Origin of the sequence: Haloarchaeobius lipolyticus, from assembly GCF_051208015.1 — an archaeon.
Lineage (GTDB): Archaea > Halobacteriota > Halobacteria > Halobacteriales > Natrialbaceae > Haloarchaeobius.
Window position 1 is genome coordinate 101,456 of the sequence record NZ_JBPKGF010000002.1, and the last position, 26,311, is coordinate 127,766.

Sequence of the window (26,311 nt, forward strand, 5' to 3'; positions counted from 1 at the left end):
CAGAAACCAGAAGCGAAAGTCGGGCCTGTCCTGAACCCAGGACTGGAACAGCCAGCCCCGACCTGAACCCAGGACCGGAACTCAGAGCCCACGATTGTCACTCGAACTCCAGCAGGAGGTCGGGCGCACCCGAAACCACTCACGATGCCCACCGCAACCCCCACAGCCCAGACGGTCCGAGAGAAGCGAGAGCACGCGTCCCGGTTCTTCGAACACAGCTGGCGGACCGGTAGTCTCGACGCCGACCTCGTGACCGACGACTACCTCGCACACGGCCTTCCAGGTGGGCCCTACGATGCGGCCGCCGAACAAGACGCCATCCGGACGGTCAGGAACGCGATTCCCGACCTCAGGGTGGTTGTCAGGTGCGTCGTCTCGGAGGGCGATTTCGTGAGTCTCCGATTCGGTGCATACGGAACCCAGACCGGCCGACTCGCCGGCTTCGACGGGACCGGTCGGGAGCTCTCGACCGACGGGGTCGTCGTCTACGCGTTCGAGAACGGACGCATCGCCGAGTCCCGGCTGTACTTCGACCTCGCCTCGCTTCTCGGCGAACAGGAGTCGCGGGACGCGGTCTGAAACCGCCGCGACGAACGCGCATCTCCTACGACGCGAGGTAGACCTTTTTCGTTCGCGCTCGTCCACAATCTGCACATGGACGTCCCGTCGCACCTCGACCAACACGAGGTCGCAGAGGAACTCCCACTCGTCACCGAATCGGCCCGGGTCCGGTCGGTCGACGCGCTCGACGACAACCGGGCGTCGGCGGTCCTCGACGCACTCCGCGAGGAGCTCGAGCCACACGACCACGCCGACTGGGTCGACGAGTGCCACGACGACGCGGACCTCGACTGGGAACGACTGTTCGCACTCGTCGAGAATCACGAGATTCCGGACGAGGCAGTCGGCCGGTTCGAGACGCTGAAAGAGCGCTTCGAACGGCCCTACCCCGCCCTCCTCTCGATACGAATCGAACCCGAGGAGACGGACATCGACTTCACGCCCGGGCAGTACGTCACCGTCACCTTCCACGACACGCCTCGGCCGTACTCCGTCTCCAGTTCCCCGAACGAGAACGGGCTCGAACTCTGCATCCGGCGCGTCCCCGAGGGGAGGCTCACGTCCGACCTGTTCCAGCAATGCGAGCCCGGGGACGAGGTCTCGGTCCGCGGGCCGAACGGCGACATGGTCCTCGACGAGGTGACCCGGCGCGACGTCGTCTTCCTCGCCACTGGAACCGGCGTCGCTCCTTTCAAGAGCATGATAGATTACACGTTCGAGGAGGGTCGAGACGAGTGCAACGGGGAGAAACGCGACGTGTGGCTGTTCCTCGGGAGCAGCTACCGAGACGACGCGCCCTACTACGACCACTGGCGTGAACTCGCGGACGAACACGAGAACTTCCACTTCGTCCCCTGCATCACTCGCGAACACCTGCTCTCCGACTGGGACGGCGAGTCCGACTACGTCCAGCAGACGCTACTGAAGTACCTCGACGACGACGTCTCGTCGGCCGACGTGCCGGCGGACCTCGAACGGTTCCTCGACGACGAGCGAGCGGAGGAGATCGACGCAGCCATCGACCCGCAGAACGCCGAGGTCTACGCCTGTGGCGTCAGCGCGATGGTCCAGACGCTCACGGAGACGGTCGAAGCAATCGGGGTCGACGACGATGACCTGCAGGCGGAAGGATTCGGGTAGCTATCGAGTCGCCGATTTCACCGGGTTTCGTCGTCTGACCGGGTTTCGTCGTCCCACCCCGTCTCGTGCTCTCCGATCGATGGCGTCCGCCAGCTATCGTCCGAGCCGAGGAGCCCGAGCACCTCCAGCTGCCACCCGATAGCGATAGCGACTGCGCCACCGAACAGGAGAACTGCGACGAGGACGGCCAGGACGGCCGAAACGGAGAACACCATAGGTGACCTTCGCCACGGGCGGTCATGACGGTTGGGGTCACATCGGGTTGCCAGAGTCCTCGAACGACGAACAGACTCCCTTACAGAATCCGCTTCCCGAGCGCGCTCGCCGCCAGCTCCGTCGCGAGGTTGGCGGTCTTGTTGTGCTCGTCGAGCACGGGGTTGACCTCGACGAGTTCCAGCGAGCGCATGATGTCGTGGTTCCGGTCGAACTCGGCGACCCGCTCCAGCGCGTAGTGCGCTTCGCGGTAGGTGACGCCGCCGTGGACCGGCGTCCCGACGCCGGGTGCCTCGTTCGGTTCGAGCCAGTCGAGGTCGAGGCTGACGTGGATTCCGTCGACCCCGGCCGTCGCGATTTCGAGCGCCTCGTCGACGACCTCGGCGATGCCCTGTTCGTCGATGTCGGACATGGTGAACGCCGTGCCCTCGCTCTCCTCGATGGCACGTGCCTCCTCCTCGTCGATGTCGCGGAGGCCGACCCAGACCGTGTTCTCCTCCTTGAGGTTCGGGACGTTGGCCCACTCGACGTCGGCCCAGTCGCGGTAGCCAAGCGCGGCCGCGAGGGGCATCCCGTGGATGTTCCCACTGGGGGAGGTCTCGGGCGTGTTGTAGTCGCCGTGCGCATCGAACCAGATGGTCCCGATCTCGGCGTCGCGGGCCGCACCCTTCAGCGAGCCGATGGCGATGGAGTGGTCGCCCCCGAGTGCGACGGGCGTCGCGCCGTCGTCGATGGCCTCGGCGACTTGATCTGCGAGGCGGGTACAGACGTCCTCGACCTCGCGGACGAACTTCGCGTCGCGGCCCTCCTCGTCCGGTTCGCGGACGGTCGGGTCGCGCGTCTCCGCGGTCGGCACGAGCAGGTCGCCGGTGTCGACGCAGTCGACGCCTGCCTCTTCGAGTTCGGCCTGCAGCCCTGCGTATCGGATGGCTGACGGTCCCATGTCGACGCCACGTCGGTTCGCGCCGTAGTCGGTCGGTGCCCCGATGAGTCTGACCTGTTCAGTCATGACAGAGACTTCTCACGGGCACGGTATCAAGGACGCGGTTGACGATAGCGGGCACATGCTGGACGATAGCAGGCACTCTGTTGACGATAACGACCGTTGTACGTTACAGTAGGTTTATACGAACGAGCCGAGTCACCTTCACCCATGGCACTTGACAACTCGTCCAGCGGAGGCGAGTGGCGGTCGGCCCCGCTCCGATTCGTCGTCTGGGCCCTCGCGTTCGTCCTCCTCGGCCGGCTGTTCACCAACAACTCGCTGTACGACCTCCGGCAGCTCCGCGCCGAACAGGTCCTCGTCCGGCTCGGCTCGCTCGCGGTTGTCGGGCTGTTCGTCTACTGGTTCGGTTTCGTCGCGCGGCGGGACATCGCAGCCATCGTCCTGTTCTCTGCCGTCGGGTTCATGTTCATGTGGACGCTCCCGCTGATAGCCATCCGGATCATGGGATACGGTGCCGACGCAGAACAGCTGGCCGATGCCCGTCGGTGGAAGTCCATCACCGAAGGACGGAAGTTCGACTGAGAGATGAAGTCCGGTTCGTCGTATCAGCGAATCAGTCCAGGTACGGCTCGCAGACCCGCCGCATGCCCTCCTCGAAGCCGACCTGTGGTTCCCAGCCGGTCGCTTCCTTCATCTTCGCGTAGTCCGCCATCGTGTGCTGGACGAAGACGTCCTCGTCGATGGGGTTGTCCACGTGCTCGGGTTCGACGTCCGACCCCAGGATGTCCGCGAGGGTCGCACAGATTTCGTTCGCGGAGTACTGCTCGCCCGTCCCGAGGTTGTAGATGCCGGTGAGTTCGTGTTCCGCTGCCAGCTCGAGGCCTCGTACGATGTCGTCGACGTAGGTCAAATCACGCGTGTGCGTACCGTCGCCGTAGATGACCGGCGACTCGCCGTTGGCGATCCAGTCGGCGAACTGTGCCACAATGTTCGCGAACTCTCCCTTGTGCGCCTCGGCGCCACCTGCGTAGCCCTGGTAGACCGAGAAGAAACGCATCCCGGCCATCGACATGTCGTGGTAGTTCGCAAAGTACTCCGCGTAGCGCTCGCGGGCGAGCTTCGAGGCCTCGTAGCCCGTGTTCGCGTCGACGTCCATCGACTCCGGCGAGGGCTCGGTCCTGTTCCCGTAGATGGACGAGGTCGAGGCGTAAACGACCGTCTCACAGCCGTCCTGCCGACACTGCTCGACCGTGTTGGCGAAGCCTTCGACGTTGACGCGGAGGCCCGTGAGGAGGTTCTCGCGGGAGTCCTCGTGCATCTTCAGCGACGACAACGCCGCGAGGTGGAAGAGGACGTCGACCCCCTCGGTCGGCAGGTCGTCGTCGAGGACACTCGCCTGGTGGAACTCGACGTCGTCATCGAGGTTCTCCGGCGTGCCCAGATAACAGTCGTCGACCACGACGACCTCGTTCTCCGCCGCCAGATAGTTCGCAAGGTTCGATCCGATGAAACCCGCACCCCCCGTGACGAGGACACGCTGTCCGTGCATACACGTCTCCAGTTCGAGCGGGGTTGTATCTCTACCGCTTCTGTATCGAATCCGTGTCAGTTCACGGGGCGAACCATCAGAAAGGAGAGAGAACCCCGCTCGGCGGCATCCCACGCATTTAAGGACGCGAATTACGAATCACTCTTCATGTCGTCGATAGAGCTGACCCCCAGCCAGAAGAACATCTTACAGGCGCTGATCAATCTCCACCGGAAGAGCGAGGACGCGGTCAAAGGCGAGGACATCGCCGAGCGCGTCGACCGAAACCCCGGGACGATCCGGAACCAGATGCAGAGTCTGAAGGCACTCCAGCTGGTCGAGGGCGTCCCAGGTCCGAAAGGTGGCTACAAGCCGACGGCCGCCGCGTACGAGGCGCTCGAGATTCAACAGATGGACGAACCAGCGACGGTACCGTTCACGCACGAGGGCGAAGACGTCGAAGACGCCATCGTCGAAGAGATAGACCTCTCTTCGGTCCATCACCCGGAGCTCTGCCGAGCCGAGATCCACCTGCAGGGGTCAGTGCGTGACATCCACGAGGGCGACTCCGTCGTGGTCGGTCCGACGCCGCTCTCGAAGCTCCTCATCCGGGGAACAGTCGACGGGAAGGACGACACGAGCAACATCGTGATCCTCCGTATCGACGAGATGACGGCGCCCGCAGAAGAGCCAGAACACTAGACTGGTAGACTGTCTCACACCTGCGGGGGTTTCAACACCTTTGTATCGGTCGCTTTCTGACTCTTCCGTATGGCTACCAAGGTCGTCGTGCTAGGCGCGGGTTATGCCGGCACCGGCACTGTCTCGGACCTCCAAGAAAAGGTCGGACCGAACGTCGAACTCACGTGGATCGCGGACGTGGACTACCACCTCGTTCTCCACGAATCGCACCGCTGTATCCGCGATCCCGCCCGACAGGACAAGATCACCGTCCCCGTCGGCGAGATCGCAGACTCCAGTACGGAGTTCGTCAAGGGTACCGTGACGAACGTCGATACCGACGAACGGGTCGTCGAACTCGAAGCCGGCGACGGTGTCGAGTACGACTACCTCGTCGTCGCGCTCGGCAGCCAGACCGCCTACTACGGCATCCCCGGCATGGCCGAGCACTCCCTGACCCTCAAGAGTCTCGACGACGCGCTCGAGATCCACGAGCAGGTCAAGGCCGCCGCCGAGGAGGCCACGCGCGACGACCGCGCCCAGATCGTCGTCGGCGGTGCCGGCCTCTCCGGCATCCAGTCCGCCGGTGAGATCGCGGAGTTCCGCGACAAGCACCGCGCGCCGATGGACATCTATCTCGTCGAAGCACTCGAGGAGATCTTCCCGCCGGGCGACGCGGAGATCCAGGGTGCGCTCCGCAAGCGACTGGAGGACAAGGACATCGAGATTCTGACCAACGACCCCATCACCGAGGCCGAGGAGGGAACCATCCACTTCGACGAGGGCGAACCCCTCGACTTCGACGTCTTCCTCTGGACCGGTGGCGTCACCGGCCGCGACTGCTTCGACGGCACCGAGCTCGACAACCAGCACAACCGCATCGAGGCGGACATGAACTTCCAGACCTCCGACGACCGCGTGTTCGCCATCGGTGACTCCGCCGTCATCGACCAGCCCGGCGACATGCCCGCCCCGCCGACGGCGCAGGCCGCCTGGCAGGCCGCGGAGGTCATGGCCGAGAACGTCGTCCGCGCCATCAACGGCCAGCGTCTCCAGACCTGGACCTACGACGACAAGGGGACCGTCATCTCCATCGGCGACAAGGCCGTCGCCCACGACGTCGACATGCTCCCGTTCTCGACCTTCGGCGGCATGCCCGCCGAGCTCCTGAAGAAGGCCATCGCGGCGCGCTGGATCGCGAAGATCACCTCCATCAACCGGGCTCGAAAGAGCTGGGACGCGCTGTAGACGACTTCGCTCTAGAGGTTTTTTCGACCCTATCTGGTATCTCTTCGTCTCTCCGAATCCCCCGGTAGCGGCCAGCATCTGCGCTATGACTCTGGCGCGCGCTGATGAGCGTGCCTCGCATCTGCGAGGCCGCGAGTTGATTCGTGCGAGGGGCGAGGAGTGGAGCCGAACGGAGTGAGGCAAACCCCGCAGTCGGTTGGGGAGGGTGAGGTTCGGGGCGGTGCGGCCGCGGTCTCGCTACTGTCGTGTTTCACGAACTACGTGAGGCCACCTGGAAGCCGCTCGAACCGACCACTCAAGAGTATCCCCTGCCGACGATGGCATTCCACTCGGCCAATTATTCAAATACGAATACGACCCCAGACCCGCCGTTACCTGACCGAAAGCCGCGCGGGGGACGAGACGGGTGTGCGACCGAACCCTGCGCGAAACCAAAAAGACGTGCCACCACCGACCGGTCGCCTGTTCGCCAACTATACCCACTCGAGCAGCTGTGCGTCTACTCCAGCGACAGCCCGGCGTGCCACCGGTCGACGCCCTGCTCCTCCTTCACGGCGTCCATCTTCGCGAGTAGCTTCGTCGCCAGCGACGCACATTCCGCGGCCCGGGACTCGCCCTCGGTCCGGAACTCCCCGGTCTCGCGGTTCGCGTAGACGGAGCAGACGGCCCCCGCGCGAAGACCGTAGACGTTCGCGATGGTCATGATGGCCGACGCCTCCATCTCGATGTTCTTCACGTTCGCGTTCTTCAGATGGTCGACGAGTTCGTCGCCACCTTCGGCCATGAAGCCCTCGAAACCGGGGCGACCCTGTCCCGCGTAGAACGAATCCGCAGACATCGTGATACCGGTGTGGTAGTCGTAGCCGAGGCGCTCGGCGGCGGCGACGAGCGCACTCACGACCTCGAAGTCCGCCGTCGCCGGGTAGTCCTCGCGGACGTACTCGTCGCTCGTCCCCTCCTGTCGGACGCCCCCGGTCGTGATGACGAGGTCGCCGACGTCCATCTCTTTCTGGATGGCGCCGCAGGAGCCGACCCGGATGAAGGTGTCGACGCCGACGCGTGCCAGTTCTTCGACAGCGATGGCCGCGGACGGTGAGCCGATACCCGTCGACGTGACCGAGATGGGCGCGTCGTCGTAGGTACCGGTCGCTGTCCGGTACTCACGGTGGTACGCCACCTCGTCGTGGTCGTCCCAGAGCGCGGTGATCTTGTCCACGCGCTCGGGGTTGCCCGGCAGCAACACCGTGTCGGCGACGTCGCCGGGGCCGACTTCGATGTGGTACTGCACGTCCGCATTCGGGTCTTCGCTGTCGCCAGTCATGGAATACTGACGGTTTGCCGAGCGGAATAAAAAGGCTGTTGCGTTGCAGTTTTTCGTTCCCTACGGGTATCCCGCGGCACTCCCATCGTCGGGTAGTGTCACTGTCCACGTGTGGTCGGGATCCACATTGTAAGCGGTGTTCTGGTCGGGTCCATAAACTTCTTGGTAGATGTTAATGGTCTCATCTCCACCGCCGTCGGGAACGCGGAATTCGACATCAACGTGATGGAAGTTGAGCGGTACGGACCTGTCGAATATCCATTCGTACCCGTTGGTCAGTTCGTACTGTCCACTCCTGACCTCCTGTGACATCTGGTCGAATACGACATTAGCTAGGCCACTCACGGCGCCGACACCATCTGGGAGTAGGGAACCAACGACCACACCGGCAGCCTTGGCGAGCCCTTCTTCCAGACTCTGATTGCTGTATTTTTCACTCAGCTCTTGCTCAACATAGTACTCGTAATCAGATTCGTCGTATATCCCGTTCTTGGCCACTTCACTCCAAGTCGTCGAGGTAGTGTCGGTAATGTATCCTGGATAGGTATCGTCCTTGTCCCACAGTACTTCACCACCGTAGTCATGATACATTTTGGACCCGCTTTGGACATCGATACCCGATCCCTTCTCCCAGTCAGGGTTGTACAGCGTCCCGTTGTTTTTGCGGGTATAGGTGTGGGCTGCAAGAGCGATGTCGAACCGATGGGCCCACTTCCCATCGATTGAGTCAACTCCTTGGTAATTGAGCCCATAAATGTACTTCGCAGTGTTCTTGTAGTCTCCTGCGGTCGAATCGTAATCTCCGAAGTTTTGATGGGTTGTCTCCCAACCACCCGAGTAGGCGGCCACAGGTTTCGTGGCAACTTGTAACCCTCCAAGGCCTGCCCCGACTGAGCTAATGCCAACAGCACCTATCTTTCGAAGAGTTTCCCTACGAGTAGGGGAAGATTGCTCCTGTTCTTTACATTCATCCTCATGGTCGTTCGGGACCATACAAACCAATGGTGATTACCAACAATATTTCTTGTTGAAGGCGTGAATATTGCTGATTGGATTACCGGCCCAGCGTCTCCGCGCTGATGGCGTCCGGTAACAGCTCGCCGAGCGAGTACGCCGCGACGTTCTCTCCCTCGTCACACAGCACGACCAGGTCATCGTCACAGAACTCCGAGAGCGTCTGCCGGCACATTCCGCAGGGGGTGACGCCGTCCTGTTCCCCCGACGCGACTGCGATTCGCTCGAACTCGGTGTGCCCGTCCTTGACCGCGTGCGAGATAGCTACCTCCTCGGCGTGCAGCGTGTTCGAGTAGTTCGCTATCTCGATGTTGCAGCCGCGGTAGACCGAACCGTCGGCGGTCTCGATGGCCGCGCCGACGGTGTACTCTGAGTACGGGGCGACGGCGTTCTCGAGCATCTCGCGTGCCTCGGCGATGAGGGCCTCGTCGTCCATAGCGGCTGCTACGGGCAGCGCTTTGAAGTAGCCACCGAGAACGCGCCGGGGCGTGGACACGTTGCCGCCAGCATCTGGTCAGGCGTCGTGAGCCTCCAGCACGCCGAATATCGGTTCATGTCCGTGCGTCCCGTACTTCGGGTATGTTCAGAGCCCTGGTCATCCTGTTCGGCCTGCTCGAGTTCCTGTTCCCGAAACGAATCGTCGATTTCTGGACGCGCCTCGCCTTCGACGGTGACGACAGGGTAGAAGCCCGTCCATGGGTCATCACGGCGGCTCGCCTCGAAGGACTGGTTTTCGTCCTGTATGCACTCGTGAGTGCGCTGAAACACCGGTCGAAGGCGGCTGCGAAGAAATCGAAGTCCGCGAAAGTAGCGTAACCGGGTGACGTTCACTCCTCGCCGGAGTCGTAGTGCTCACCAGCCGCCGCGGGCGTGCGCGTCTTGCCGACGAGCACGAGCACGACGATGACGATGAGGTACGGAAGCGTGAGGAACACCTCGGTCGGGATGTCGATGTCCACACCCTGCAGCCGAAGCTGTATCGCCTGCAGGCTGGAGAACAGGTACGACGCCCCGAACGCACCGATTGGGTTGTAGTTCCCGAACAGGTACGCGGCGATGGCGATGAACCCGCGTCCTTCGACCATCGTCTGTCCCGCACCGGAGAACGACCCGATGTTCCCGATGGACAGGGCGGTGCCACCGATACCGGCGAACAGCCCGGATAGGGCGACCGCTGCGTACCGGACGCGGTGAACGTTGATGCCCACCGTGTCCAGCGCCTTCGGGTTCTCACCGCTCGCGCGGACCCAGTAGCCGAAGCTGGTGTGGTTCAGTACGTACCACGAGCCGGGAACGGCGACGAGCATCATGAACACCATCGGGCTGGCATCGAAGAAGATGGGCCCGAAGAAGGGTATCTCCGAGAGCAGCGGTATCGACCAGTCGGAGACGGTGCCGACCTGCGACGTCGACGGCCGGTCGTAGAACACCTTCGCGGCGAACGGAGCGAGCCCGAGCGCCACCAGCCAGACCGCGAGGCCGGCGATGATCTGGTCCGCCTCGAACTCGATACAGACGATGGCGAACAGCAACGCCAGTGCGATGCTCGAACCCACGCCGACGAAGAAGCCGACCCAGATGTTCGGAATCATCACCTGGTAGCCGGGGTCGAGCGTGTAGATGGTGCCGCCGAGGTGGATGTCGACGACCGGCGGGAGACCAGTCGCGCCGCCTCGGCCGAGCTTGTCGGTCACGAGGACGCTCACGAACGCCGAGATGATGAGCAGGCCCTCGAGGCCGATGTTGATGACACCGCTCTTCTCGGCGTAGATACCGCCGACCGCCGCGAGTGCGATGGGGACCGCGTACCGCAGCGACGATTCGATGGTACTCTGGCTCGTCGCCGTCGAGAATATCTTCCCGGCAGTCGACTGCGGGGCGAGGATGCCCCACAGCGAGAGCACGAGGAGTAAAACTGCGGTTCCGTAGGCTGCCAGTCGTCGGAATCTCTGTCTATCCATCGGAATCACCTCCGGTGCCACCGTCGGTGGCGACCGCGTCGGTCCTGTCCTCCGTGCCGAACGAGAGACGTTCGGCGATCATCCGGAAGAACTCCGGCATGGCGACGAACAGGATGATGAGCCCCGAGAGGACGGCGGTCAGCTCTGGCGGGACGTCCGTCCCGAAGTTGAGCGCGTTTCCACCGCTCTTGAGGATGCCGAACAGCAGTGCACTGAAGACGACCCCGATCGGGTTGTTGCCGGCGAGCACCGAGACGGTGATGCCGTCGAACCCGAGCGACGGGACGTCGGACAGGAAGCGGCCGGAGGAGGTGAGCACCCAGGCCGCGCCGCCGATGCCACCGAGGGCACCGGACAGGGCCATACTGCTCACCATGGTCTTCTCGGCGTCGACGCCACCGTAGGTCGCCGCTTCGGGCTGGAGTCCGCTCGTCCGGACGTCGAACCCGAACGAGGTCTTCCACAGGAGGTAGTAGATACCCCCGGCGAACGCGAGCGCGGCCAGGAGGACGAGAATCGAGAAGTTCCCCTGGGTGAAGCCGAATGGGAGGCTCGGAACGAGCGCGTTCTTCGGGACCGCTTTCGTCTGGGTGATTCCCGCACCGGGGTCCTGGAATAGCGACTTCGTCAGCAGGACCGCGACGTAGAGGGCGATGAAGTTCAGCATGATGGTCGTGATGACCTCGTTCGCCTCCGCGTACGCCTTGAGAGCGCCCGGAATCGCGCCCCAGATGCCGCCGGCGACCGCGCCGACCACGAGGGCGAGCGGGACGAGGATGAACGTCCCCAAGAGACCGCCGGGGACGACGCTTCCTGCCGCGATGACGACGACGGTCGAGGCGAGCGCGCCCCAGACGAGCTGTCCCTGCGTCCCGATGTTGAACATCCCGGCGCGGAAGGCGACCGCGACGGAGAGGCCGGTGAACAGGAGGAGCGTCGCTCGCTGGAGGAGCACCTCCATCGAGAGGTTCGTCGGCGACCAGCCACTCTCCCAGGGGAGGCCGCCGATGGCACCGATGAACAGCTTTCCGTAGACGTTTATCGGGTCGTAACACGCCGTCTGTCCCAGCAGCGAGATTGTCCCGTCGAACAGGAGTATCTCGAAGCTCCCGGGGAGCGGTATCGCGATGTGGAACTGCGCCGCCTGTTCGCACGAGGCAGCCAGTCCCGAGAAGAACACCAGGAGTCCCCCGACGATGATGGAGAGCAACAACGCCGCGACGCTGATAGCCGCGCGTTCGGTACCGGACGCGTCGACGAGTCGGTCGAGCAGCTCTCGCAGCTGACTCATGTATCATCACCTACGCGAACGGTCGTCAGCCCCTCTGGCCGCTCACCGGCCATCAGGAGCCCGATTTCCTCTTCAGACGTCTCGTCAGGGTCGACTACGTCCATGAGTTCTCCTTCGTACATCACACCGAGCCGGTCCGACAGTTGGCGCACCTCGTCCAGTTTCGAGGAGACGAGGAGGACGGCCCGTCCCTGTGAACGGAGTTCAAGGAGCTGTTCGTGGATGAACTCGGTCGACCCGATGTCCACGCCGCGTGTCGGGTGGGTCGCGACGACGACGGACGGGTCGCGTGCGAACTCGCGGCCGACGATGAACTTCTGCTGGTTGCCACCCGAGAGCGAGTGTGCTTCTGCGGACGGGTTCGGCGGCCGCACGTCGTACTTCTGGATGATGTCCTCGGTGTGGTCGTCGACCACGTCCCAGTCGATGCGGCCGTTGCGTGCGTACGGCTCGTCGTGTTGACTCCCGAGGAGACTGTTCTCGACGAGGTCGAAATCCATCACCAGTCCGCGTTCGTGGCGGTCCTCCGGGATGTACGCCATCCCGTCGTCTATCCGCTGACGGCGAGTGTGCGACGTGATGTCTCCTTCGTGCGTACGGATTCGCCCCTCGTTCGCGGTTCGAAGGCCCGTAATCGCCTCGACGAGTTCGGCCTGTCCGTTCCCGTCGACGCCGGCGATTCCGAATATCTCGCCGTCGCGGACCTCGAACGAGACGTCGTCGACCTGGTCGATACCGTCCGCGTCGGTGACGGTCACGTTCTCGACGGCGAGACCGGTCTCACCGGGGTCCATGGGTGGAGCGTCGACCTCGAGCAGGACCTCACGCCCGACCATCATCTCCGCGAGCTCTTCGCGGGTGACGTCGTCGGTGCTGACGGTCGCGATGGATTTACCGTCGCGGAGGACGGTCACTTCGTCGGCTGCGTGCATCGCTTCGCTGAGTTTGTGAGTGATGAAGATGACCGTCTTCCCCTGGTCGGTGAGCTCCTCGATGACGGCGAGGAGGTCCTCGACCTCCTGGGGCGTGAGAACAGCCGTCGGTTCGTCGAGGATGAGTATGTCGGCACCGCGGTAGAGTGCTTTCAGGATCTCGACGCGCTGTTGGACGCCGACGCTGACGTCTTCGACCGTCGCCTCCGGATTCACGTCGAACCCGTAGCGCTCGCTCAGTTCACGGACCTGACGCTTCGCGGCCTCTTTGTCGACAACGAGGTCGAAGAACTTCCGCGGTTCGTTGCCGAGAACGATGTTGTCGGCGATTGTCATCGGGTCGACCAGCATGAAGTGCTGGTGTATCATCCCGATACCTGCGTCGATGGCGTCCCGGGGCGACGAGAAGTCCTGTTTCTCACCGTGGACGTAGATGTCTCCCTCTTCCGGTTGTAACAACCCGTAAAGCGAGTTCATCAACGTCGTCTTGCCGGCACCGTTCTCTCCGAGGAGGGCGTGAACGCTGCCCTTCTCGACGGAGAGGTGGACGTCGTCGTTCGCGACGACGCCGGGAAACCGTTTCGTGATGCCGTCGAGGCGAATAGCGTTTGTCACTGGTCATCACCCGTTCGCAACTGGTTCATCCTGAGTACACCAAGTTACGGCGACTGGGGAACGGAGATCTCTCCGTCGATGATGGCCTTGCGGGACTGCGTGACCTTGTCCTTGATGTCCTGGGGAATCTCGGAACCGAGGGTCTGGCCGTAGACACACTCGACACCGTTCTGTTCGAGACCGAGGGTGACGACGCTGCCACCCTTGAAGTTGCCGTTGACCTCCGCTTCGATAGCCTTGAACACGGCGTTGTTCACGCGCTTGACCATGCTCGCGAGGATGAAGTCCTTGAACGACGGGTCGCTCTTGGACTGGTCGGCGTCGACGCCGATGGCGAACTTGCCCTTCTCCTTCGCGGCCTTGAACACGCCGAGACCGGTCGCACCGGAGGCGTGGTAGACGATGTCCGCGCCGGAGTCGTACATCGAGACGGCTGCCTCCTTCCCGGCGGATGGGTTGTTGAACGAGCCGATGTACGAGGACGAGACCTCGATGTCTTCGCTCGCGTGCTTGACGCCGGCCTTGAAGCCAGCCTCGAACTTCTTGATGAGCGGGGCCTCGACGCCGCCGACGAAGCCGACCTTGGTCGAGCTCCCGGACGTGGAACCGCCCCCGGCGGAGAACTCCTGCTGGGTCAGCAGACCGGCGAGGTGGCCGACCTGGAACGAGCCCTCGTGCTCCTTGAACACGTAGTTCGCGACGTTCTCTGCCTCGACGACGCTGTCGACGAGCATGAAGTGCTGGTCGGAGTACCGCTTCGCGTTCTCCTTGAGCGCGTCCGTCTGTGCGAAGCCGATACAGCTCACGAGGTCGTAGTCGGGGTTCGTAGACTGGGCGAACTGTCGCTGTGCGGGCTTGAAGTCGGAGTTCGTCTCCGGCTGTGCCTCGTCGAACGAGATTCCGAGCTCGCTCTTCGCTTCCATGGCACCTTTCTGGGCCATGTCGTTGAACGACTTGTCGCCGAGACCGCCCGTCGCGTAGACCATCCCGACGGAGACGTCGGATTCGGCGCTCGCTTTCGTTCCTTCGGACGACGTCGTCCCTTCGTTGGAGGACGTGTCCGTGGACTTCTTGGACGTGGTACCGTCCGAGCCACTGTCGTCAGTGCTGCTGATACACCCTGCCAGTGCGATAGTGCCTGCCACACCGGCACTCTTCAGGAACTGTCGTCTGTCACCCTTCATATATCGATGTACCATGACAGACCGTGATTTAAAGCCGTCGGAGCGTCGCCGGCTCACACGCCGATATACAAAATATTTACCTAGGACTGGTGAGAAATATTACTACTCCGTACGGAAAATGCAGGGACAATATATATCTGTCTGGAATTTCTGCTTCGGCAGATGTTGCCACGAGACTGTGTGAATCCTTCGCAGAGACAGCCGGTCCGGTAGGTCTGTTCCGAGGTGAGCGAGCAGCTGCAGCTGAAGCGGTGTCGCTTCCCGACAGGAACGACGTTCCGCCGGACTATCGCGCGTCGGCGACGGCCTGCTTCACCGTCGCCACCGCAGTCTCGACGAGCTGTTCGACGTCCTCGCTCTCCGCGTAGACGCGCACGTATGGTTCCGTCCCGCTCGGTCGGACAAGTACCCACGAACCGTCCGGCATATCGACGCGGACGCCGTAATCGGTGTCGACGTCGCCGTCGGGGAACGTCTCGGGCAGCGTGGTCGCGAGGGTCGCCATCGTCTCGCTCTTGGCCGAGTCGGGGCACTCGACGCTGACCTTGCGATACGGACGCTCCGAGACGGGCGCACGGAGGGCCGCGACGCTACCCCGCTCCGCGACGAGCCTCGTGAGGACCGCCGCGCTGACGACGCCGTCGATCCAGCCGCCGAAGGCGGTGTGGATGTGCTTCCACGGCTCGGCAGCGAACACTATCTCGGTGTCGTCGGTGCCAGCAGCCGTCTCCCGGGCGATTCCCTCGTGGAGGGCACCGAGTCGAACGCGTTCGACGCGGCCGCCACCGGCAGCGACCCGTTCGTCGATCCTCGCCGAGGCGTTCGGCGTGGTGACGACGACCGGGTCCGCTGCGTCGGACCCTCGGACGTAGTACTCGGCGAGGATGGCGAGGACGGTGTCCTCGTGGACCACCTCACCGTCGCCGGTGACGACGACGATACGGTCCGAGTCACCGTCGTGGGCGAGACCGATGTCGAAATCGCTCCGGCCGAGGAACGCGATGAGGTCGGTCAACGTCTCGGCGGTGGGTTTCGATTCGCGTGCCGGGAAGTGCCCGTCGACGTTCGCGTTGAGTGCGACGACGTCTGCACCGAGCATCCGGAGGACCTGCGGTGTCGCGAGACTCGCCATGCCGGTTCCACAGTCGACGACCACGCGGACACCCGTCAGTGGCTTCTCCTCGTCGACCTCCGTTCCGTCCTCGTCGCCGAGGCCACGGGTGTAGTCGGCGACGGCGGCCTGGTAGTCGCCGAGGACGGCCTCGCGGAACCCGTCGCCCCACTGCCCCCAGGGGGCCGGTGGTTCCTGCTTCCGGATGCGGTCCTCGACGCGCTCTTCCGCATCGCGGGCGTACTCGACGCCGTCGTCGAACACCTTGATGCCGTTGTCCATCGGCGGGTTGTGACTCGCGGTGAGCATCACGCCACGGCGGCCCTGTGAGGCGTACGCCAGTGCCGGCGTCGGGAGCATCCCGACCCGGTAGACGTCGGCGCCGGAGCTCTCCAGTCCGGCTTCCATCGCGGCGGCCAGCGCGGGGCCGGTCTCCCGGCCGTCACGGCCGACGACGAACTCGTCTCCGTCGCGGCCGACCGCACGCCCGACTTCCAGTGCCGTCTCGGGCGTCACGACCTCGTCGACGGGTCCTCGAATCCCTGCGGTCCCGAACAGCGTCATGGTCGGAGATTTCGTCGGGGAGTACCTGAAGCTTGGCATCCACGTTCTGCGTCGTCGAGGAGCCTCGCTCTCGGACCTGAGATGTCGAGAAAATCGGGGTGCCGGTCGGTTCTCGTGCCGCTACAGTTCGACGCCGCTCGGAATCAGGCTGTGGTTCCGCCGGAGCTCCCCTGCTTCGTCGTAGACGAGGAAGGTCGCCTTGTCGTACGTCACGAACTCCTCACCGTCAAGTTCGATCGTCACCCGGTACTGGCCCTCGTCCCCGGCGGATTCGCCGAACCGCCTGGCGGCCCGGATGAAACGGAGCACGTCGGACGCGGATTCGTTCAGTTCGAGTACGAAGTCCCCGGTGACCCGGTTCGTGACGCTCACGACGCCGCGTGCGTCTTCGGCGTCGAGGGGCGTCTGCAGTCGGAACGCAACGTCTGTCTCGCCCGCTTCCAGTGCCTCGCCGTCCACACCGGTCAGTCGCTCTCGCAACATCGAGACCGGGCCCTCGAACTCGATAGTCACCGTGGGTTTCTCCGGCGAACCGCCGTCGTCCACCCAGTCGATGTTGCCGACCTGCAACGTGAAGTAGTCGCGCCTCATCTCTCGGTGTGCGCTTGGGTCTCACAGCGTAAGAACGTGACGCCACCGTGACCCCTATTTCCGCCGAGAACGGCCGGGACAGAGCGTGGGGCGGGACACGGAACCTTCCGGGGAGTGGCTTCGGTAGGTTTTACGTCGGTCGGCCCGCGCTGTGGGTGTATGGTCTGGATAAATTCGGAGTACAGCGAGGAGTTCGCAGTCCTCTCGGCGTGGCTCTCGCTGTTGCTTCCGTGGTCGGTCGCGTACGGACAGGTGTCGCTCGTCGGCGATAGTGCGAAGGAGACGTCCATCGTCATCCTCCGTTTCCCCCTGTTCGGCATCCGGTACGTCCTCGGCTCCGGGTTCATCGACGGGACCACCCTCAAGACCCCCTACGGCTTCTTCTCGGAGACCTCTGGTGCGTTCCCGGCCCAGGCCGCGGCGCATCTGGTCTGGGTCGTCGCCGCGGTTCTCGTGCTGGTGCTGTTCGCGGTCAGCCTGGCGATGTACTTCGAGGTTCCTGCCGTCCAGCGACTCCCCGGAAACGGCGTCTACGTCGTCGGTACGTTGCTGGTCGTCCTGGCAGTCGCGTACGCCGTGGCCGCGTTCCGGCTCGACGCGACCCAGGGAACCAAGATCCTCGGACTGCCCCAGTTCGTTCCGGTCGGCCTGCTGGGAACCGTGCTCGTACTCGTCCTCGGCGTCATCAACCTGTTCGCCGAGCGGACGTGACCGGAGAGAGCGGCGCGGCGACGCCGAGAGCTGGCCACCTGATTTAAGTGACGGGTCGTCTTACGTTGCCCAAACAGGGCCGACTCCGGGGTGTCGGCCACATCCGCTCCGCGGTGGGTAGACCGCAACAATGTCAGAGGAGAACCATACTCGCTCGAGTCAGGCTGTCGATGGCGACGAGTCGCTCTCGGCCATCGGAGAGGAGACCGACTCGCTGTTCGACCGACTCGGGCACCTGTTGCAGTTGCTCAAGGGGACGACCATCTCCCGCGAGCCCTACGACCCGTCGGGTCACGGGCCGCTCGTCTCCTACGACGGGCTCGACGGCTACGAGGAGAAACAGCGCTACTGGGTGAACGCCCCGTACGCCTTCGTTACGATCAACCACGACCCCCAGAAGAACGAGCACCTGTACCACGTCGTCGAACCCGAACTCGACGACTACGAACACGACCTGCTCGAGACGCTATTCGAGGACATCCGAGACCCGCTCGTCTACCGACGCGACCTCGACGACCTCGACACCGAACAGGTCCTCGACGACGCGCTGCACGACCACCTCGAGAAGTACGGTGCCGACGTGGACATGTGCACCTACCACAAGCTGTTCTACTACATCTGGCGGGCCTTCCGCGGTTTCGGCAAGCTGGACCCCGTCATGCACGACCCACACGTAGAGGACATCTCCTGTGACGGGAACGACATCCCCATCTTCGTCTACCACGACGAGTACACCGACATCGAGACGAACGTCTCGTTCGGGCAGGAGGAGCTCGACAACTTCGTCGTTCGCCTCGCTCAGCACTCGGGACGACACATCTCCATCGGTGACCCGATGGTCTCGACCACGCTCCCGGACGGGTCGCGTGCGGAACTCGCTCTCGGAGAGGAGGTGACTCCGCGCGGCTCGGCGTTCACCATCCGGAAGTACGCCGAAGAGCCGTTCACTCCCATCGACCTGCTCGACTACGGGACGTTCAATCTCGACCAGATGGCGTACCTCTGGCTGGCCATCGAGAACAACAAGTCGCTCATCTTCGCCGGGGGTACGGCGTCCGGGAAGACGACCAGCATGAACGCCATCTCGATGTTCATCCCGCCGCGGTCGAAGGTGCTCTCAATCGAGGATACGCGCGAGCTGTCGCTCTACCACGACAACTGGCTCTCGGCACTCACCCGGGAGCGACGCCACGAGGGGACCGACGTGACGATGTACGACCTGCTCCGGTCCGCACTGCGTCACCGCCCCGAGTACATCATCGTGGGCGAGGTCCGCGGTGAGGAGGCCATCACGCTGTTCCAGGCGATGAACACCGGCCACACGACCTACTCGACGATGCACGCCGACTCCGTCCGGACCGTCATCAACCGGCTCGAGAACGAACCCATCAACGTCCCCCGGTCGATGGTCGAGAGTCTCGACGTCCTCTGCGTGCAGCGGCTGACTCGACTCGGCGGCGAGCGGGTCCGCCGGAACCGGACCATCGCCGAGATAGAGGGCATCGACCAGCGAACCGGCGAACTCGACTACTCGACGGCGTTCCGCTGGAACCCGGAGGACGACACGTTCACCTCGTCGGGGTCGACCGTCCTCGACGAGATACGGGACGACCGCGCGTGGACGCAGGAAGAGCTGCTGGCCGAACTCCGCAACCGGCGGCGGTTCCTCGAGTACCTCTGGGAGCGAGAGATAACCGACTACCGCCGGTTCACCGCGATGATAAACGAGTACTACGCGGACCCGGCGCGGGCACTGGCACAGATCGACGACGACGTTCCGGAAACGGACGTCGAAGTGGCAGAGTCCCGCTGATATGTCCTGGGCGAACTACGTTCCGCTGGTCATCGCGTGCGTCCTCGCCATTCCCGTCCTCCTCTCCCCGGTCAGCGTCCGCGCAGACCGAATCGTTACCCGGTTCGCACTCATCCTCTTCGGGACGTACGCCAACGCCCGCGGGCGGAAGCAGGCGATTCGAAAGAGTACCCTGCGCTCTGCACACGTTCCGACGACCTACCGAACCTACGCCGCCAAGACGTTGCTGTTCACGGCGGTCCTATCGCTGGTCGGCTCCATCCTCGGGATGTACGTCATCTGGCTGGGCCTCATCCTCCTCGCCGTCGACGAGGCGACGATCCGAGAGGTCTTCCCGCCCGAACTCCACTTCCTCGCCGACTTCGTCGGCCTACCGACCATCTCCGTCTTCGAACTGTTCGGCCTGATGACCGTCACCAGCCTCACGCTCGGCGTCGGCTTCGCCGCGGCCACGTACTGGTACCGGTGGTGGTACCCGGAGTACGTCACGTCCGAACGAGGCAGGCACATCGACGCCTCGCTGCCGCGGAGCATCGCCTTCATCTACGCGCTCTCACGGTCGGGGATGGAGTTCCACAAGGTGATGCACATCCTCGCGGACAACCGCCGAATCTACGGCGAGTCGGCCGAGGAGTTCCACGTCGCGGTCAGGCACATGGACATGTTCGGTAAGGACATGATCACCGCCATCCAGACGATGGCCCGGCGCTCTCCCTCGGAACAGTTCACCGAGTTCGCCGAGAATCTCGCGAGCGTGCTCCAGTCGGGTCGCTCCCTCTCCGAGTTCCTCCACCAGCAGTACCGAGACTTCCAGGAGGAGGCGGAGGCACAGCAGGAGAAACTGCTCGACCTGCTCGCGACGCTGGCGGAAGCGTACGTTACCGTTCTGGTGGCAGGCCCGCTGTTCCTCATCACCATCCTCGTCGTCCTCGGCATCGCGGTCGGCGACACTCTCGACCCGCTCCGCGTGATGGTGTACGTCATCGTCCCCTGTGGCAACCTCATCTTCATCATCTACCTGCTCTCGGCGACCGGGACGCTTTCGGCGGGCCGCGGCTACGAGGACGTCGAACCGCCGGTCGGAAACCTCGACGGCATCCGCCGCGCCGCCGACGTCCAGACCGACGGCGGCGTCGACGCCACGGCCCGGGCGAACCGGGAGCGGCTGAACCTCTACCGGAAGTGGCGTACCCTCCGACAGAAACTGGGCAACCCGACCCGCACCGTGGTCGAACGGCCGGCGGCGGTCTTCTGGGTCACCGTTCCGCTCGCCCTGCTCCTCATCGCGACTCGGCTTCCCGCGACGCTCGGTCCTGCCGGACTGAACGTCCGGGAGTTCGACGACGTGCTCATCCAGGCGCTCCTGTTCGTCGTCGGGACGTTCGCAATCGTCTTCGAGGTCCACCGGCGTCGAACCGAGACGATCGAAGCCGCCGTTCCCGACCTGCTCGACCGCCTCGCCAGCGTCAACGAGGCCGGGATGACCGTCGTCGAGTCCATCAAACGGGTTCGAAGCTCACAGCTCGGCGCGCTCGACAGCGAGATGGACCGCGTCTGGGCCGACATCCGGTGGGGTGCGAACATCGAGACGGCGTTCAAACGGTTCGAGGCCCGGCTCCGGACCCAGATAATCTCCCGCGTCGTCACCATCACCACGAACGCGATGAACGCGAGCGGCGACCTGGCGACCGTCCTCCGCATCGCGGCCAACCAGGCGAAAGCCGACAGGCGACTGAAGCGGGCTCGCGCCCAGGAGATGGTGACCTACATGGTCGTCGTCTACGTCTCGTTCTTCGTCTTCCTGTTCATCATCGTCACGCTGTCGGTCTTCCTCATCCCGGCACTCCCCGAGGGCGGGACGGGGACGGTCCTCAACGCCTCCAGTTCGACTGCCGGTAGCACCGGGGCCGCGGGCGTCCCGGCGGTCGGCGGTGTCGGCCAGCCGGGGAGCATCGACAAGGGGGCGTACACGCTCGTGTTCTTCCACGCGACGGTCATCCAGGGAATCCTCTCCGGGCTCGTCGCCGGTCAGCTCTCCTCGGGCGACATCCGGACCGGGGCGAAACACGCTGCCGTCCTCGTCGCGCTCGCGTACGCGACGTTCCTCGTACTCATTCCGGGCCCCTGAGCTCCTGTCGCCCCGGAGACGAACCGCTTACCCCGGCGCGGGTCCAGCGTGCGAGCATGGACCGTTCGCCGACGACCATACGCGACACCTACGACCGCATCGCGGCGCACTTCGCCAAGACCCGCGAGTACGCCTGGCCGGAGGTCGAGTCGTTCGTCGAGGACGCCGCGATTCCAGCCGACGCTCGCGGACTCGATCTCGGCTGTGGCAACTGTCGACACGCCGAGCTGCTCACCTCCCGTTGTGCCCGGGTCGTCGGCGCGGACATCTCTCGGGGGCTGCTCGAAACGGCGCGGAGGCGAGCCGACGAGCGCGGTTTCTCTGTCGCCCTCGTCCAGAGCGACGCCTCGATGCTCCCCTTCGGCGACGACAGCTTCGACATCGTGGTCTACGTGGCGACCCTGCACCACCTGCCGACGCGGGACGCCCGCCGGGCCAGCCTCGACGAACTCGCCCGGGTCCTCGCCCCTGGCGGACGTGCCCTCGTCTCGGCGTGGTCGACCGCACACGACAGTTTCGACCGAGATGAGGCCTTCGACACCGAGGTCGACTGGACGCTTCCCGGCGGGGTGACGGTTCCACGGTTCTATCACATCTACTCTCCAGACGAGTTCGCGGCCGACCTCGACGCGAGTGACCTCAGCGTCGTCGAGAACCGCATCTCCTCGGGGAACTGTTACGCATCCGTGACTGTCGCTGAACAGTAAAGCCCATAAGGCACGACCGCCAAACCTCAGGTGCGCACACCCGTTGGTGTGGGAATCGCGTGTCCCGTCGGGCCCTCGCGCACGGCTCGACGCGACGTCCTCGGCGATGCACCCCGCGTCGCCCTGTCGACTACAACTCGAGAGCAACCGCTCGATTCCGAGAGGTGGTCGAAGGAATTCCGAAGTGTTTTGTGTACCTCGGGTCGAATCAGCAGATGCAGTCGCGATGCGCCGACGGTCCCGAGGCCGGGCCGGCCCCGAAACCAGGCGCACCGGTGGTCTAATGGCAAGACTTTGGCCTTCCAAGCCAATAATCCGGGTTCGACTCCCGGCCGGTGCATCCCTCTTTCGTAGCTCTGTTCCAGCAGCCCTCCCTGTAGAGCCGCCGCAGTCGTCCTGACTTCATCCTCGCCGCGCGTTCGTTTCGTGGTCACGTCTCACGGTTCCCTTTCGTGTGACAGGCGACGACCGCAAGAGTTCACAAAAGCAACATCTGGCAACAACCGTTAACCCCCAGCACGGCCTGGCCGACGTAAGATGCGGGGATACAGGGATGCGTAACTCGGTAGTCACGGTGCTTCACGTCGACGACGACCCGGCATTCGTCAAACTCGTCGGCGCGTTTCTGGAGCGGCTGGACGAGAACATCGCTGTGGAAGCCGCGACGTCGCCAGCCGAAGCCCTGGCGCACCTCGCCCAGCAGCCGGCCGACTGTATCGTGAGCGATTACGACATGCCGGAGATGAACGGGCTCGAGCTGCTGCAGGCGGTGCAAGAACGAGGCGTCGACGTCCCGTTCATCCTCTTCACCGGAAAAGGGTCGGAGGAGGTCGCGAGTGAAGCGATCTCGGCTGGCGTGTCGGACTACATCCAGAAAGCGGGCGGCTCGGAACAGTACGCTCTCCTCGCAAACCGTATCCGAAACCTCGTCGAGAAACATCAGGCGGAGCGTCGGAGCAACCAGTTCCTCGCGGCCATCGAATCGGTGAGTCAGGGTGTCAGCCTCCTGAACGAAGACGGTGAGTTCATGTTCGTCAACGAAGCCTACGCCAGGTGTTTCGGGTACGATACCGACGAGCTACTGGGTCGACACTGGTCGCTACTGTACGAGGACGACGTCGACATCGAACACATGCAGGGTATCGTCGAGTCGATTCCGGAGGACGGCTACTGGACGGGCCAGACCAGACAGCTCCGCAAGGACGACAGTATCGTCCTGTTGAACCACCAGCTCGCGTTCGCTCACGACCGGACGATGATCTGCACCGTCGGAGAGCCCCGAGACGCCGTCGGAAACGAACCCATCGTCGTCGACGGACACGTCTACGACGAGGACGGGACCGAGCAGCTCTCGGAGTGAGCGGCGTCGGAGAACCGCGTCGGAGAGCGCGGTCATTCAGTCGGAGTACTGCGTCGGGTCCGATTCCTCCGGGAGTTCCGGTTGGAGACCGGTGTCGCCGGAATCCTCTCCGCAGACGTCCGCCGACGGGCCACCCGGCACCAGCTGGTCGACCAGCGTGTCCAGCACCCGCGGCCCCAGCCAGAGCGTCAGGGCCGCACCGACGACGTTGAATACGGCGTCCAGTGCGGTATCGGTCTCGCCGTAGACGACGAGTTCGGGGTGTGCGAGTTCGATGCCCTCCCAGCAGAGGCCGGCCGCGAGCGAGACCGTCAGGACGGCGACCGGCACGGTCCACGCCGGAACCGCTGCCGTCGATTCCGTCCGGACGTACGCACTCGCGAGGACGTAGGCGAGCGCGGCGACGAGCGAAGCCGCCGCCACGTGCGTGAGGTGGTCCCACCACCAGACCGAATCGTAGAAGCCGAACGCGCCGCCGAGCGGATGGAGGAACACGCCGAGGCTGACCCAGACGACGTGGATCGGTTCGAGTCGGAGTCCGAGTGCTCGTCGGAAGAGCCACGGGTGGATGAACACGAGGAGTGCGTAGTGCAGGTACCGGTGCGGAATCGAAGGTGACAGCGCGAACAGAGCCAACGTGACGGCGACGCCAAGCCGGACGACGGTCGCCGAGCGTCGGGAGAGCGAGGGCTCTACCTCTACACGCGGCTTCCCGACGGCCATGTCCTGAGAGAGGCATTGGTCACGGATAACGGGTGCAGTGGGCGGAGAGTCACGGCGAAAGACCGTTGTATCGGCCGCCCGTGACTTCGGCCGTGACCGTCCCGTCTCCCCGACCCGAGCTGCTCGGCTGGCCCCCCGACGGGCCACGGCTCCGTCTCGACTACCGGCGGTTCCCCTACGCCGGGAAGTTCGTCATGACGAGCACGGGGAAGGCGGTGCTGCGTGGCGAGCCACCCGAAGCCGAGCAGCCCACCGAAGACGGCGACCCGCCGATGAACGACGACGACCGGTCGCTGACGGACGGAGACCAGACGCTCCCAGAGCCCGAGAAGTACGACGACACGGTCCTCGCTGCAGTGGCCTTCAACGAGGACCGCACCGACTCGGACACCCTGTGGTTGCGCTACGTGACGGTCCGCGACGACCACCGCGGCGAGGGACTCGGTCCCCGCCTCGTCGAGTTCGTCGTCGACCGTGCTCGAGGACGTGGCTACGGCCGGATACAGATAGCGGTCAACAACCCCTATTCCTACGAGGCGCTGTACCGCGCCGGATTCGGCTACACGGGCGAGCAGACCGGCCTCGCCGAACTGGTGCTGGCGTGCCCGCCCCCGGCCGCTAGCGACCCCGAACGCTACCGGGACGGTCTGCTCGCGTACCGGGAGTCGGACCACGACCTCTCGCAGGCGGAACGAGAGTTCGTCGCCGAGAAGCACGACCGTGGCCCGCCGACCTGACCGCCGTCTACCGACCTGACCGCCGGCCCCCGGCCTGACGCGGAGCACGCGGCCGTTCCATCGACCGACACCACCAGAGTTGATACACCCCACCCCGTACGGCCGCCAATGGGTAATGCAGACCTCCGGGACCTCGCGCACATCGAGGAGGTCCCGTTCGACGAACTGGGTGGTGGCGTCGTCGCTGTCGACGCACACAACTGGCTCTACCGGTACCTGACGACGACGGTCCGCTGGACCAGCGACCACAAGTACACGACCGAGGACGGCGACGAGGTGGCGAACCTCGTCGGTATCGTTCAGGGGCTTCCGAAGTTCTTCGAGAACGACCTCGTCCCCGTGATGGTGTTCGACGGCGGTCCCTCGGAGCTGAAGGAGGCCGAGATAGCCGACCGACGCGAAGCGCGCGAGAAGCGCGAGGAACAGCTGGAGAAGGCGCGCGAGAAGGGTGACACGAAGGAGGTCGCCCGGCTCGATTCGGCGACGCAGCGACTGACCCCGGTCATCCAGCAGACCAGCCGAGAGCTCCTGCGGCTGCTCGATATCCCCGTGGTCGAAGCACCTGCCGAGGGCGAAGCACAGTGTGCCCACATCGCCAAGCGGGGCGACGCCGACTGGGTCGGCACCGAGGACTACGACGCGCTCCTGTTCGGCGCACCCCAGACCCTCCGCCAGCTGACGAGCAAGGGCGACCCGGAGCTGATGTCCCTCTCGGAGACGCTCGCCGACCTCGACGTGACGCTCGAACAGCTCATCGACATCGCCATCCTCTGTGGCACCGACTTCAACGAGGGCGTCCACGGGTACGGGCCGAAGACCGCCCTGAAGAAGGTCAGAGAGCACGGCGACATCTGGACCGTCTTCGAGGAGGAGGACGTCTACGTCGAGAACGCCGACCTCGTCCGGACGCTGTTCAGGGACCCGAACGTCACAGACGAGTACGAGTTCGAGACGACCCTCTCACCCGACGTCGACGCCGCCCGCGAGTTCGTCGTCGAGGAGTGGGAGGTCGACCCCGACGAGGTGTCGCGCGGCTTCGAGCGGATAGAGAGCCAGCTCGTCCAGACCGGGCTCGACCAGTGGTCGTGAATCGCGGCGACGCTGCGACCGTCGCTCGGACGAATCCGCGTTCGTAGTCCGGCGGGACGATTCGTAGTCGATCCAGATCTCGTAGGCCGTCTGGAGTCGCATCCCGTTCCGAACCCGACCGTTTTTCCCCCCGCCCGACTCA

Annotated in this window: 26 protein-coding genes and 1 tRNA gene; 14 read left to right on the forward strand and 13 right to left on the reverse strand. The window is 64.3% G+C overall.

The annotated features are described in order from the left end of the window. Window positions 1-144 precede the first annotated feature (144 nt). Together ACSC1Y_RS03545 and ACSC1Y_RS03550 are read left to right on the forward strand one after the other, a co-directional pair. Window positions 145-579 (forward strand): ester cyclase, encoded by a 435-nt coding sequence (locus tag ACSC1Y_RS03545; RefSeq protein WP_435333307.1) that lies wholly within the window; start codon window positions 145-147, stop codon window positions 577-579. 75 nt (window positions 580-654) lie between these two features. Next, window positions 655-1,701, forward strand: a complete 1,047-nt coding sequence (locus ACSC1Y_RS03550) for a ferredoxin--NADP reductase (RefSeq protein ID WP_435333308.1) — start codon at window positions 655-657, stop codon at window positions 1,699-1,701. 17 nt (window positions 1,702-1,718) lie between these two features. Here ACSC1Y_RS03550 and ACSC1Y_RS03555 read toward each other — a convergent pair whose 3' ends face one another. Both ACSC1Y_RS03555 and rocF read right to left on the reverse strand, forming a co-directional pair. Continuing rightward, entirely contained in the window at window positions 1,719-1,916 is a 198-nt protein-coding gene (locus ACSC1Y_RS03555; RefSeq protein ID WP_435333309.1) for a hypothetical protein, read from the reverse strand. 80 nt (window positions 1,917-1,996) lie between these two features. Further along, window positions 1,997-2,923 carry an arginase gene (gene rocF / locus ACSC1Y_RS03560; protein ID WP_435333310.1) on the reverse strand — a complete coding sequence of 309 codons (927 nt, stop codon included), beginning with the start codon at window positions 2,921-2,923 and terminating at the stop codon, window positions 1,997-1,999. A 144-nt stretch (window positions 2,924-3,067) separates the two neighbouring features. Here rocF and ACSC1Y_RS03565 point away from each other — a divergent pair, with 144 nt between their 5' ends. Beyond that, entirely contained in the window at window positions 3,068-3,442 is a 375-nt protein-coding gene (locus ACSC1Y_RS03565; protein ID WP_435333311.1) for a hypothetical protein, read from the forward strand. Window positions 3,443-3,473: 31 nt separating this feature from the next. On the opposite strand, the gene ACSC1Y_RS03570 is transcribed toward ACSC1Y_RS03565, so the two are convergent. Next, on the reverse strand, window positions 3,474-4,409 hold the full coding sequence (locus ACSC1Y_RS03570; RefSeq protein WP_435333312.1) for an NAD-dependent epimerase/dehydratase family protein: 936 nt from the start codon (window positions 4,407-4,409) through the stop codon (window positions 3,474-3,476). Between the two features lie 147 nt (window positions 4,410-4,556). Here ACSC1Y_RS03570 and ACSC1Y_RS03575 point away from each other — a divergent pair, with 147 nt between their 5' ends. After that, the gene (locus ACSC1Y_RS03575) at window positions 4,557-5,090 is read left to right on the forward strand and encodes an Rrf2 family transcriptional regulator (protein WP_435333313.1); all 534 of its coding nucleotides are present in this window, start codon (window positions 4,557-4,559) and stop codon (window positions 5,088-5,090) included. A gap of 69 nt (window positions 5,091-5,159) precedes the next feature. Beyond that, window positions 5,160-6,317 (forward strand): NAD(P)/FAD-dependent oxidoreductase, encoded by a 1,158-nt coding sequence (locus ACSC1Y_RS03580; RefSeq protein WP_435333314.1) that lies wholly within the window; start codon window positions 5,160-5,162, stop codon window positions 6,315-6,317. Window positions 6,318-6,816: 499 nt separating this feature from the next. Here ACSC1Y_RS03580 and ACSC1Y_RS03585 read toward each other — a convergent pair whose 3' ends face one another. The 3 genes from ACSC1Y_RS03585 to cdd form a co-directional block, all read right to left on the reverse strand. Next, on the reverse strand, window positions 6,817-7,638 hold the full coding sequence (locus ACSC1Y_RS03585; RefSeq protein WP_435333315.1) for a nucleoside phosphorylase: 822 nt from the start codon (window positions 7,636-7,638) through the stop codon (window positions 6,817-6,819). A 60-nt stretch (window positions 7,639-7,698) separates the two neighbouring features. After that, the gene (locus tag ACSC1Y_RS03590; protein ID WP_435333316.1) at window positions 7,699-8,631 is read right to left on the reverse strand and encodes a hypothetical protein; all 933 of its coding nucleotides are present in this window, start codon (window positions 8,629-8,631) and stop codon (window positions 7,699-7,701) included. A 61-nt stretch (window positions 8,632-8,692) separates the two neighbouring features. Beyond that, on the reverse strand, window positions 8,693-9,088 hold the full coding sequence (cdd, locus tag ACSC1Y_RS03595) for a cytidine deaminase (RefSeq protein WP_435333317.1): 396 nt from the start codon (window positions 9,086-9,088) through the stop codon (window positions 8,693-8,695). Between the two features lie 143 nt (window positions 9,089-9,231). Here cdd and ACSC1Y_RS03600 point away from each other — a divergent pair, with 143 nt between their 5' ends. Further along, the gene (locus tag ACSC1Y_RS03600) at window positions 9,232-9,468 is read left to right on the forward strand and encodes a hypothetical protein (protein ID WP_435333318.1); all 237 of its coding nucleotides are present in this window, start codon (window positions 9,232-9,234) and stop codon (window positions 9,466-9,468) included. A gap of 11 nt (window positions 9,469-9,479) precedes the next feature. On the opposite strand, the gene ACSC1Y_RS03605 is transcribed toward ACSC1Y_RS03600, so the two are convergent. From ACSC1Y_RS03605 to ACSC1Y_RS03630, 6 genes are all read right to left on the reverse strand, one after another. Beyond that, on the reverse strand, window positions 9,480-10,613 hold the full coding sequence (locus tag ACSC1Y_RS03605; protein ID WP_435333319.1) for an ABC transporter permease: 1,134 nt from the start codon (window positions 10,611-10,613) through the stop codon (window positions 9,480-9,482). Further along, window positions 10,606-11,904, reverse strand: coding sequence for an ABC transporter permease (locus tag ACSC1Y_RS03610; RefSeq protein ID WP_435333320.1), 1,299 nt, complete (start codon window positions 11,902-11,904; stop codon window positions 10,606-10,608). Before ACSC1Y_RS03610 ends, ACSC1Y_RS03605 begins: the two co-directional genes overlap by 8 nt. Further along, window positions 11,901-13,451 carry an ABC transporter ATP-binding protein gene (locus tag ACSC1Y_RS03615; RefSeq protein WP_435333321.1) on the reverse strand — a complete coding sequence of 517 codons (1,551 nt, stop codon included), beginning with the start codon at window positions 13,449-13,451 and terminating at the stop codon, window positions 11,901-11,903. The genes ACSC1Y_RS03610 and ACSC1Y_RS03615 overlap by 4 nt, the downstream gene beginning before the upstream one ends. A 44-nt stretch (window positions 13,452-13,495) precedes the next feature. Continuing rightward, window positions 13,496-14,635 (reverse strand): BMP family lipoprotein, encoded by a 1,140-nt coding sequence (locus ACSC1Y_RS03620; protein WP_435333322.1) that lies wholly within the window; start codon window positions 14,633-14,635, stop codon window positions 13,496-13,498. 286 nt (window positions 14,636-14,921) lie between these two features. Beyond that, window positions 14,922-16,310, reverse strand: a complete 1,389-nt coding sequence (locus ACSC1Y_RS03625; RefSeq protein WP_435333323.1) for a phosphohexomutase domain-containing protein — start codon at window positions 16,308-16,310, stop codon at window positions 14,922-14,924. Window positions 16,311-16,430: 120 nt separating this feature from the next. Beyond that, entirely contained in the window at window positions 16,431-16,901 is a 471-nt protein-coding gene (locus ACSC1Y_RS03630) for a DUF5793 family protein (protein WP_435333324.1), read from the reverse strand. A 159-nt stretch (window positions 16,902-17,060) separates the two neighbouring features. Here ACSC1Y_RS03630 and ACSC1Y_RS03635 point away from each other — a divergent pair, with 159 nt between their 5' ends. From ACSC1Y_RS03635 to ACSC1Y_RS03660, 6 genes are all read left to right on the forward strand, one after another. After that, window positions 17,061-17,612, forward strand: a complete 552-nt coding sequence (locus ACSC1Y_RS03635; protein WP_435333325.1) for a DUF7549 family protein — start codon at window positions 17,061-17,063, stop codon at window positions 17,610-17,612. A gap of 130 nt (window positions 17,613-17,742) precedes the next feature. Further along, window positions 17,743-19,425, forward strand: coding sequence for a type II/IV secretion system ATPase subunit (locus ACSC1Y_RS03640; protein ID WP_435333326.1), 1,683 nt, complete (start codon window positions 17,743-17,745; stop codon window positions 19,423-19,425). Between the two features lies 1 nt (window position 19,426). Then, window positions 19,427-21,553 (forward strand): type II secretion system F family protein, encoded by a 2,127-nt coding sequence (locus ACSC1Y_RS03645; RefSeq protein WP_435333327.1) that lies wholly within the window; start codon window positions 19,427-19,429, stop codon window positions 21,551-21,553. Between the two features lie 56 nt (window positions 21,554-21,609). Continuing rightward, window positions 21,610-22,260: a class I SAM-dependent methyltransferase gene (locus tag ACSC1Y_RS03650; RefSeq protein ID WP_435333328.1), complete on the forward strand. Its 651-nt coding sequence runs from the start codon at window positions 21,610-21,612 to the stop codon at window positions 22,258-22,260. 269 nt (window positions 22,261-22,529) lie between these two features. Beyond that, window positions 22,530-22,600, forward strand: a tRNA-Gly gene (locus ACSC1Y_RS03655). A 213-nt stretch (window positions 22,601-22,813) separates the two neighbouring features. Next, window positions 22,814-23,620, forward strand: coding sequence for a response regulator (locus ACSC1Y_RS03660; protein ID WP_435333329.1), 807 nt, complete (start codon window positions 22,814-22,816; stop codon window positions 23,618-23,620). A 36-nt stretch (window positions 23,621-23,656) separates the two neighbouring features. On the opposite strand, the gene ACSC1Y_RS03665 is transcribed toward ACSC1Y_RS03660, so the two are convergent. Beyond that, a complete protein-coding gene (locus ACSC1Y_RS03665) occupies window positions 23,657-24,343 on the reverse strand; it encodes a DUF2238 domain-containing protein (protein ID WP_435333330.1) in 687 nt (228 codons plus the stop codon). A 92-nt stretch (window positions 24,344-24,435) separates the two neighbouring features. Here ACSC1Y_RS03665 and ACSC1Y_RS03670 point away from each other — a divergent pair, with 92 nt between their 5' ends. Both ACSC1Y_RS03670 and fen read left to right on the forward strand, forming a co-directional pair. Then, complete coding sequence (locus ACSC1Y_RS03670) at window positions 24,436-25,080, forward strand: GNAT family N-acetyltransferase (RefSeq protein WP_435333331.1); 645 nt, start codon at window positions 24,436-24,438, stop codon at window positions 25,078-25,080. Between the two features lie 108 nt (window positions 25,081-25,188). Next, window positions 25,189-26,169: a flap endonuclease-1 gene (gene fen / locus ACSC1Y_RS03675; protein WP_435333332.1), complete on the forward strand. Its 981-nt coding sequence runs from the start codon at window positions 25,189-25,191 to the stop codon at window positions 26,167-26,169. The last annotated feature ends 142 nt before the right edge of the window (window positions 26,170-26,311 follow it).

Excerpts from the sequence above, each read along its gene's own strand:
- ACSC1Y_RS03605 (WP_435333319.1), bottom strand. The coding sequence starts at position 10,613 with ATGGATAGACAGAGATTCCGACGACTGGCAGCCTACGGAACCGCAGTT.
- ACSC1Y_RS03575 (WP_435333313.1), top strand. The coding sequence starts at position 4,557 with ATGTCGTCGATAGAGCTGACCCCCAGCCAGAAGAACATCTTACAGGCG.
- ACSC1Y_RS03640 (WP_435333326.1), top strand. The coding sequence starts at position 17,743 with ATGTCAGAGGAGAACCATACTCGCTCGAGTCAGGCTGTCGATGGCGAC.
- ACSC1Y_RS03660 (WP_435333329.1), top strand. The coding sequence starts at position 22,814 with ATGCGTAACTCGGTAGTCACGGTGCTTCACGTCGACGACGACCCGGCA.
- rocF (WP_435333310.1), bottom strand. The coding sequence starts at position 2,923 with ATGACTGAACAGGTCAGACTCATCGGGGCACCGACCGACTACGGCGCG.
- ACSC1Y_RS03610 (WP_435333320.1), bottom strand. The coding sequence starts at position 11,904 with ATGAGTCAGCTGCGAGAGCTGCTCGACCGACTCGTCGACGCGTCCGGT.
- ACSC1Y_RS03630 (WP_435333324.1), bottom strand. The coding sequence starts at position 16,901 with ATGAGGCGCGACTACTTCACGTTGCAGGTCGGCAACATCGACTGGGTG.
- fen (WP_435333332.1), top strand. The coding sequence starts at position 25,189 with ATGGGTAATGCAGACCTCCGGGACCTCGCGCACATCGAGGAGGTCCCG.
- ACSC1Y_RS03590 (WP_435333316.1), bottom strand. The coding sequence starts at position 8,631 with ATGGTCCCGAACGACCATGAGGATGAATGTAAAGAACAGGAGCAATCT.
- ACSC1Y_RS03665 (WP_435333330.1), bottom strand. The coding sequence starts at position 24,343 with ATGGCCGTCGGGAAGCCGCGTGTAGAGGTAGAGCCCTCGCTCTCCCGA.
- ACSC1Y_RS03600 (WP_435333318.1), top strand. The coding sequence starts at position 9,232 with ATGTTCAGAGCCCTGGTCATCCTGTTCGGCCTGCTCGAGTTCCTGTTC.
- ACSC1Y_RS03580 (WP_435333314.1), top strand. The coding sequence starts at position 5,160 with ATGGCTACCAAGGTCGTCGTGCTAGGCGCGGGTTATGCCGGCACCGGC.
- cdd (WP_435333317.1), bottom strand. The coding sequence starts at position 9,088 with ATGGACGACGAGGCCCTCATCGCCGAGGCACGCGAGATGCTCGAGAAC.
- ACSC1Y_RS03620 (WP_435333322.1), bottom strand. The coding sequence starts at position 14,635 with ATGAAGGGTGACAGACGACAGTTCCTGAAGAGTGCCGGTGTGGCAGGC.
- ACSC1Y_RS03565 (WP_435333311.1), top strand. The coding sequence starts at position 3,068 with ATGGCACTTGACAACTCGTCCAGCGGAGGCGAGTGGCGGTCGGCCCCG.
- ACSC1Y_RS03625 (WP_435333323.1), bottom strand. The coding sequence starts at position 16,310 with ATGACGCTGTTCGGGACCGCAGGGATTCGAGGACCCGTCGACGAGGTC.
- ACSC1Y_RS03650 (WP_435333328.1), top strand. The coding sequence starts at position 21,610 with ATGGACCGTTCGCCGACGACCATACGCGACACCTACGACCGCATCGCG.
- ACSC1Y_RS03585 (WP_435333315.1), bottom strand. The coding sequence starts at position 7,638 with ATGACTGGCGACAGCGAAGACCCGAATGCGGACGTGCAGTACCACATC.
- ACSC1Y_RS03555 (WP_435333309.1), bottom strand. The coding sequence starts at position 1,916 with ATGGTGTTCTCCGTTTCGGCCGTCCTGGCCGTCCTCGTCGCAGTTCTC.
- ACSC1Y_RS03635 (WP_435333325.1), top strand. The coding sequence starts at position 17,061 with ATGGTCTGGATAAATTCGGAGTACAGCGAGGAGTTCGCAGTCCTCTCG.
- ACSC1Y_RS03645 (WP_435333327.1), top strand. The coding sequence starts at position 19,427 with ATGTCCTGGGCGAACTACGTTCCGCTGGTCATCGCGTGCGTCCTCGCC.
- ACSC1Y_RS03545 (WP_435333307.1), top strand. The coding sequence starts at position 145 with ATGCCCACCGCAACCCCCACAGCCCAGACGGTCCGAGAGAAGCGAGAG.
- ACSC1Y_RS03570 (WP_435333312.1), bottom strand. The coding sequence starts at position 4,409 with ATGCACGGACAGCGTGTCCTCGTCACGGGGGGTGCGGGTTTCATCGGA.
- ACSC1Y_RS03550 (WP_435333308.1), top strand. The coding sequence starts at position 655 with ATGGACGTCCCGTCGCACCTCGACCAACACGAGGTCGCAGAGGAACTC.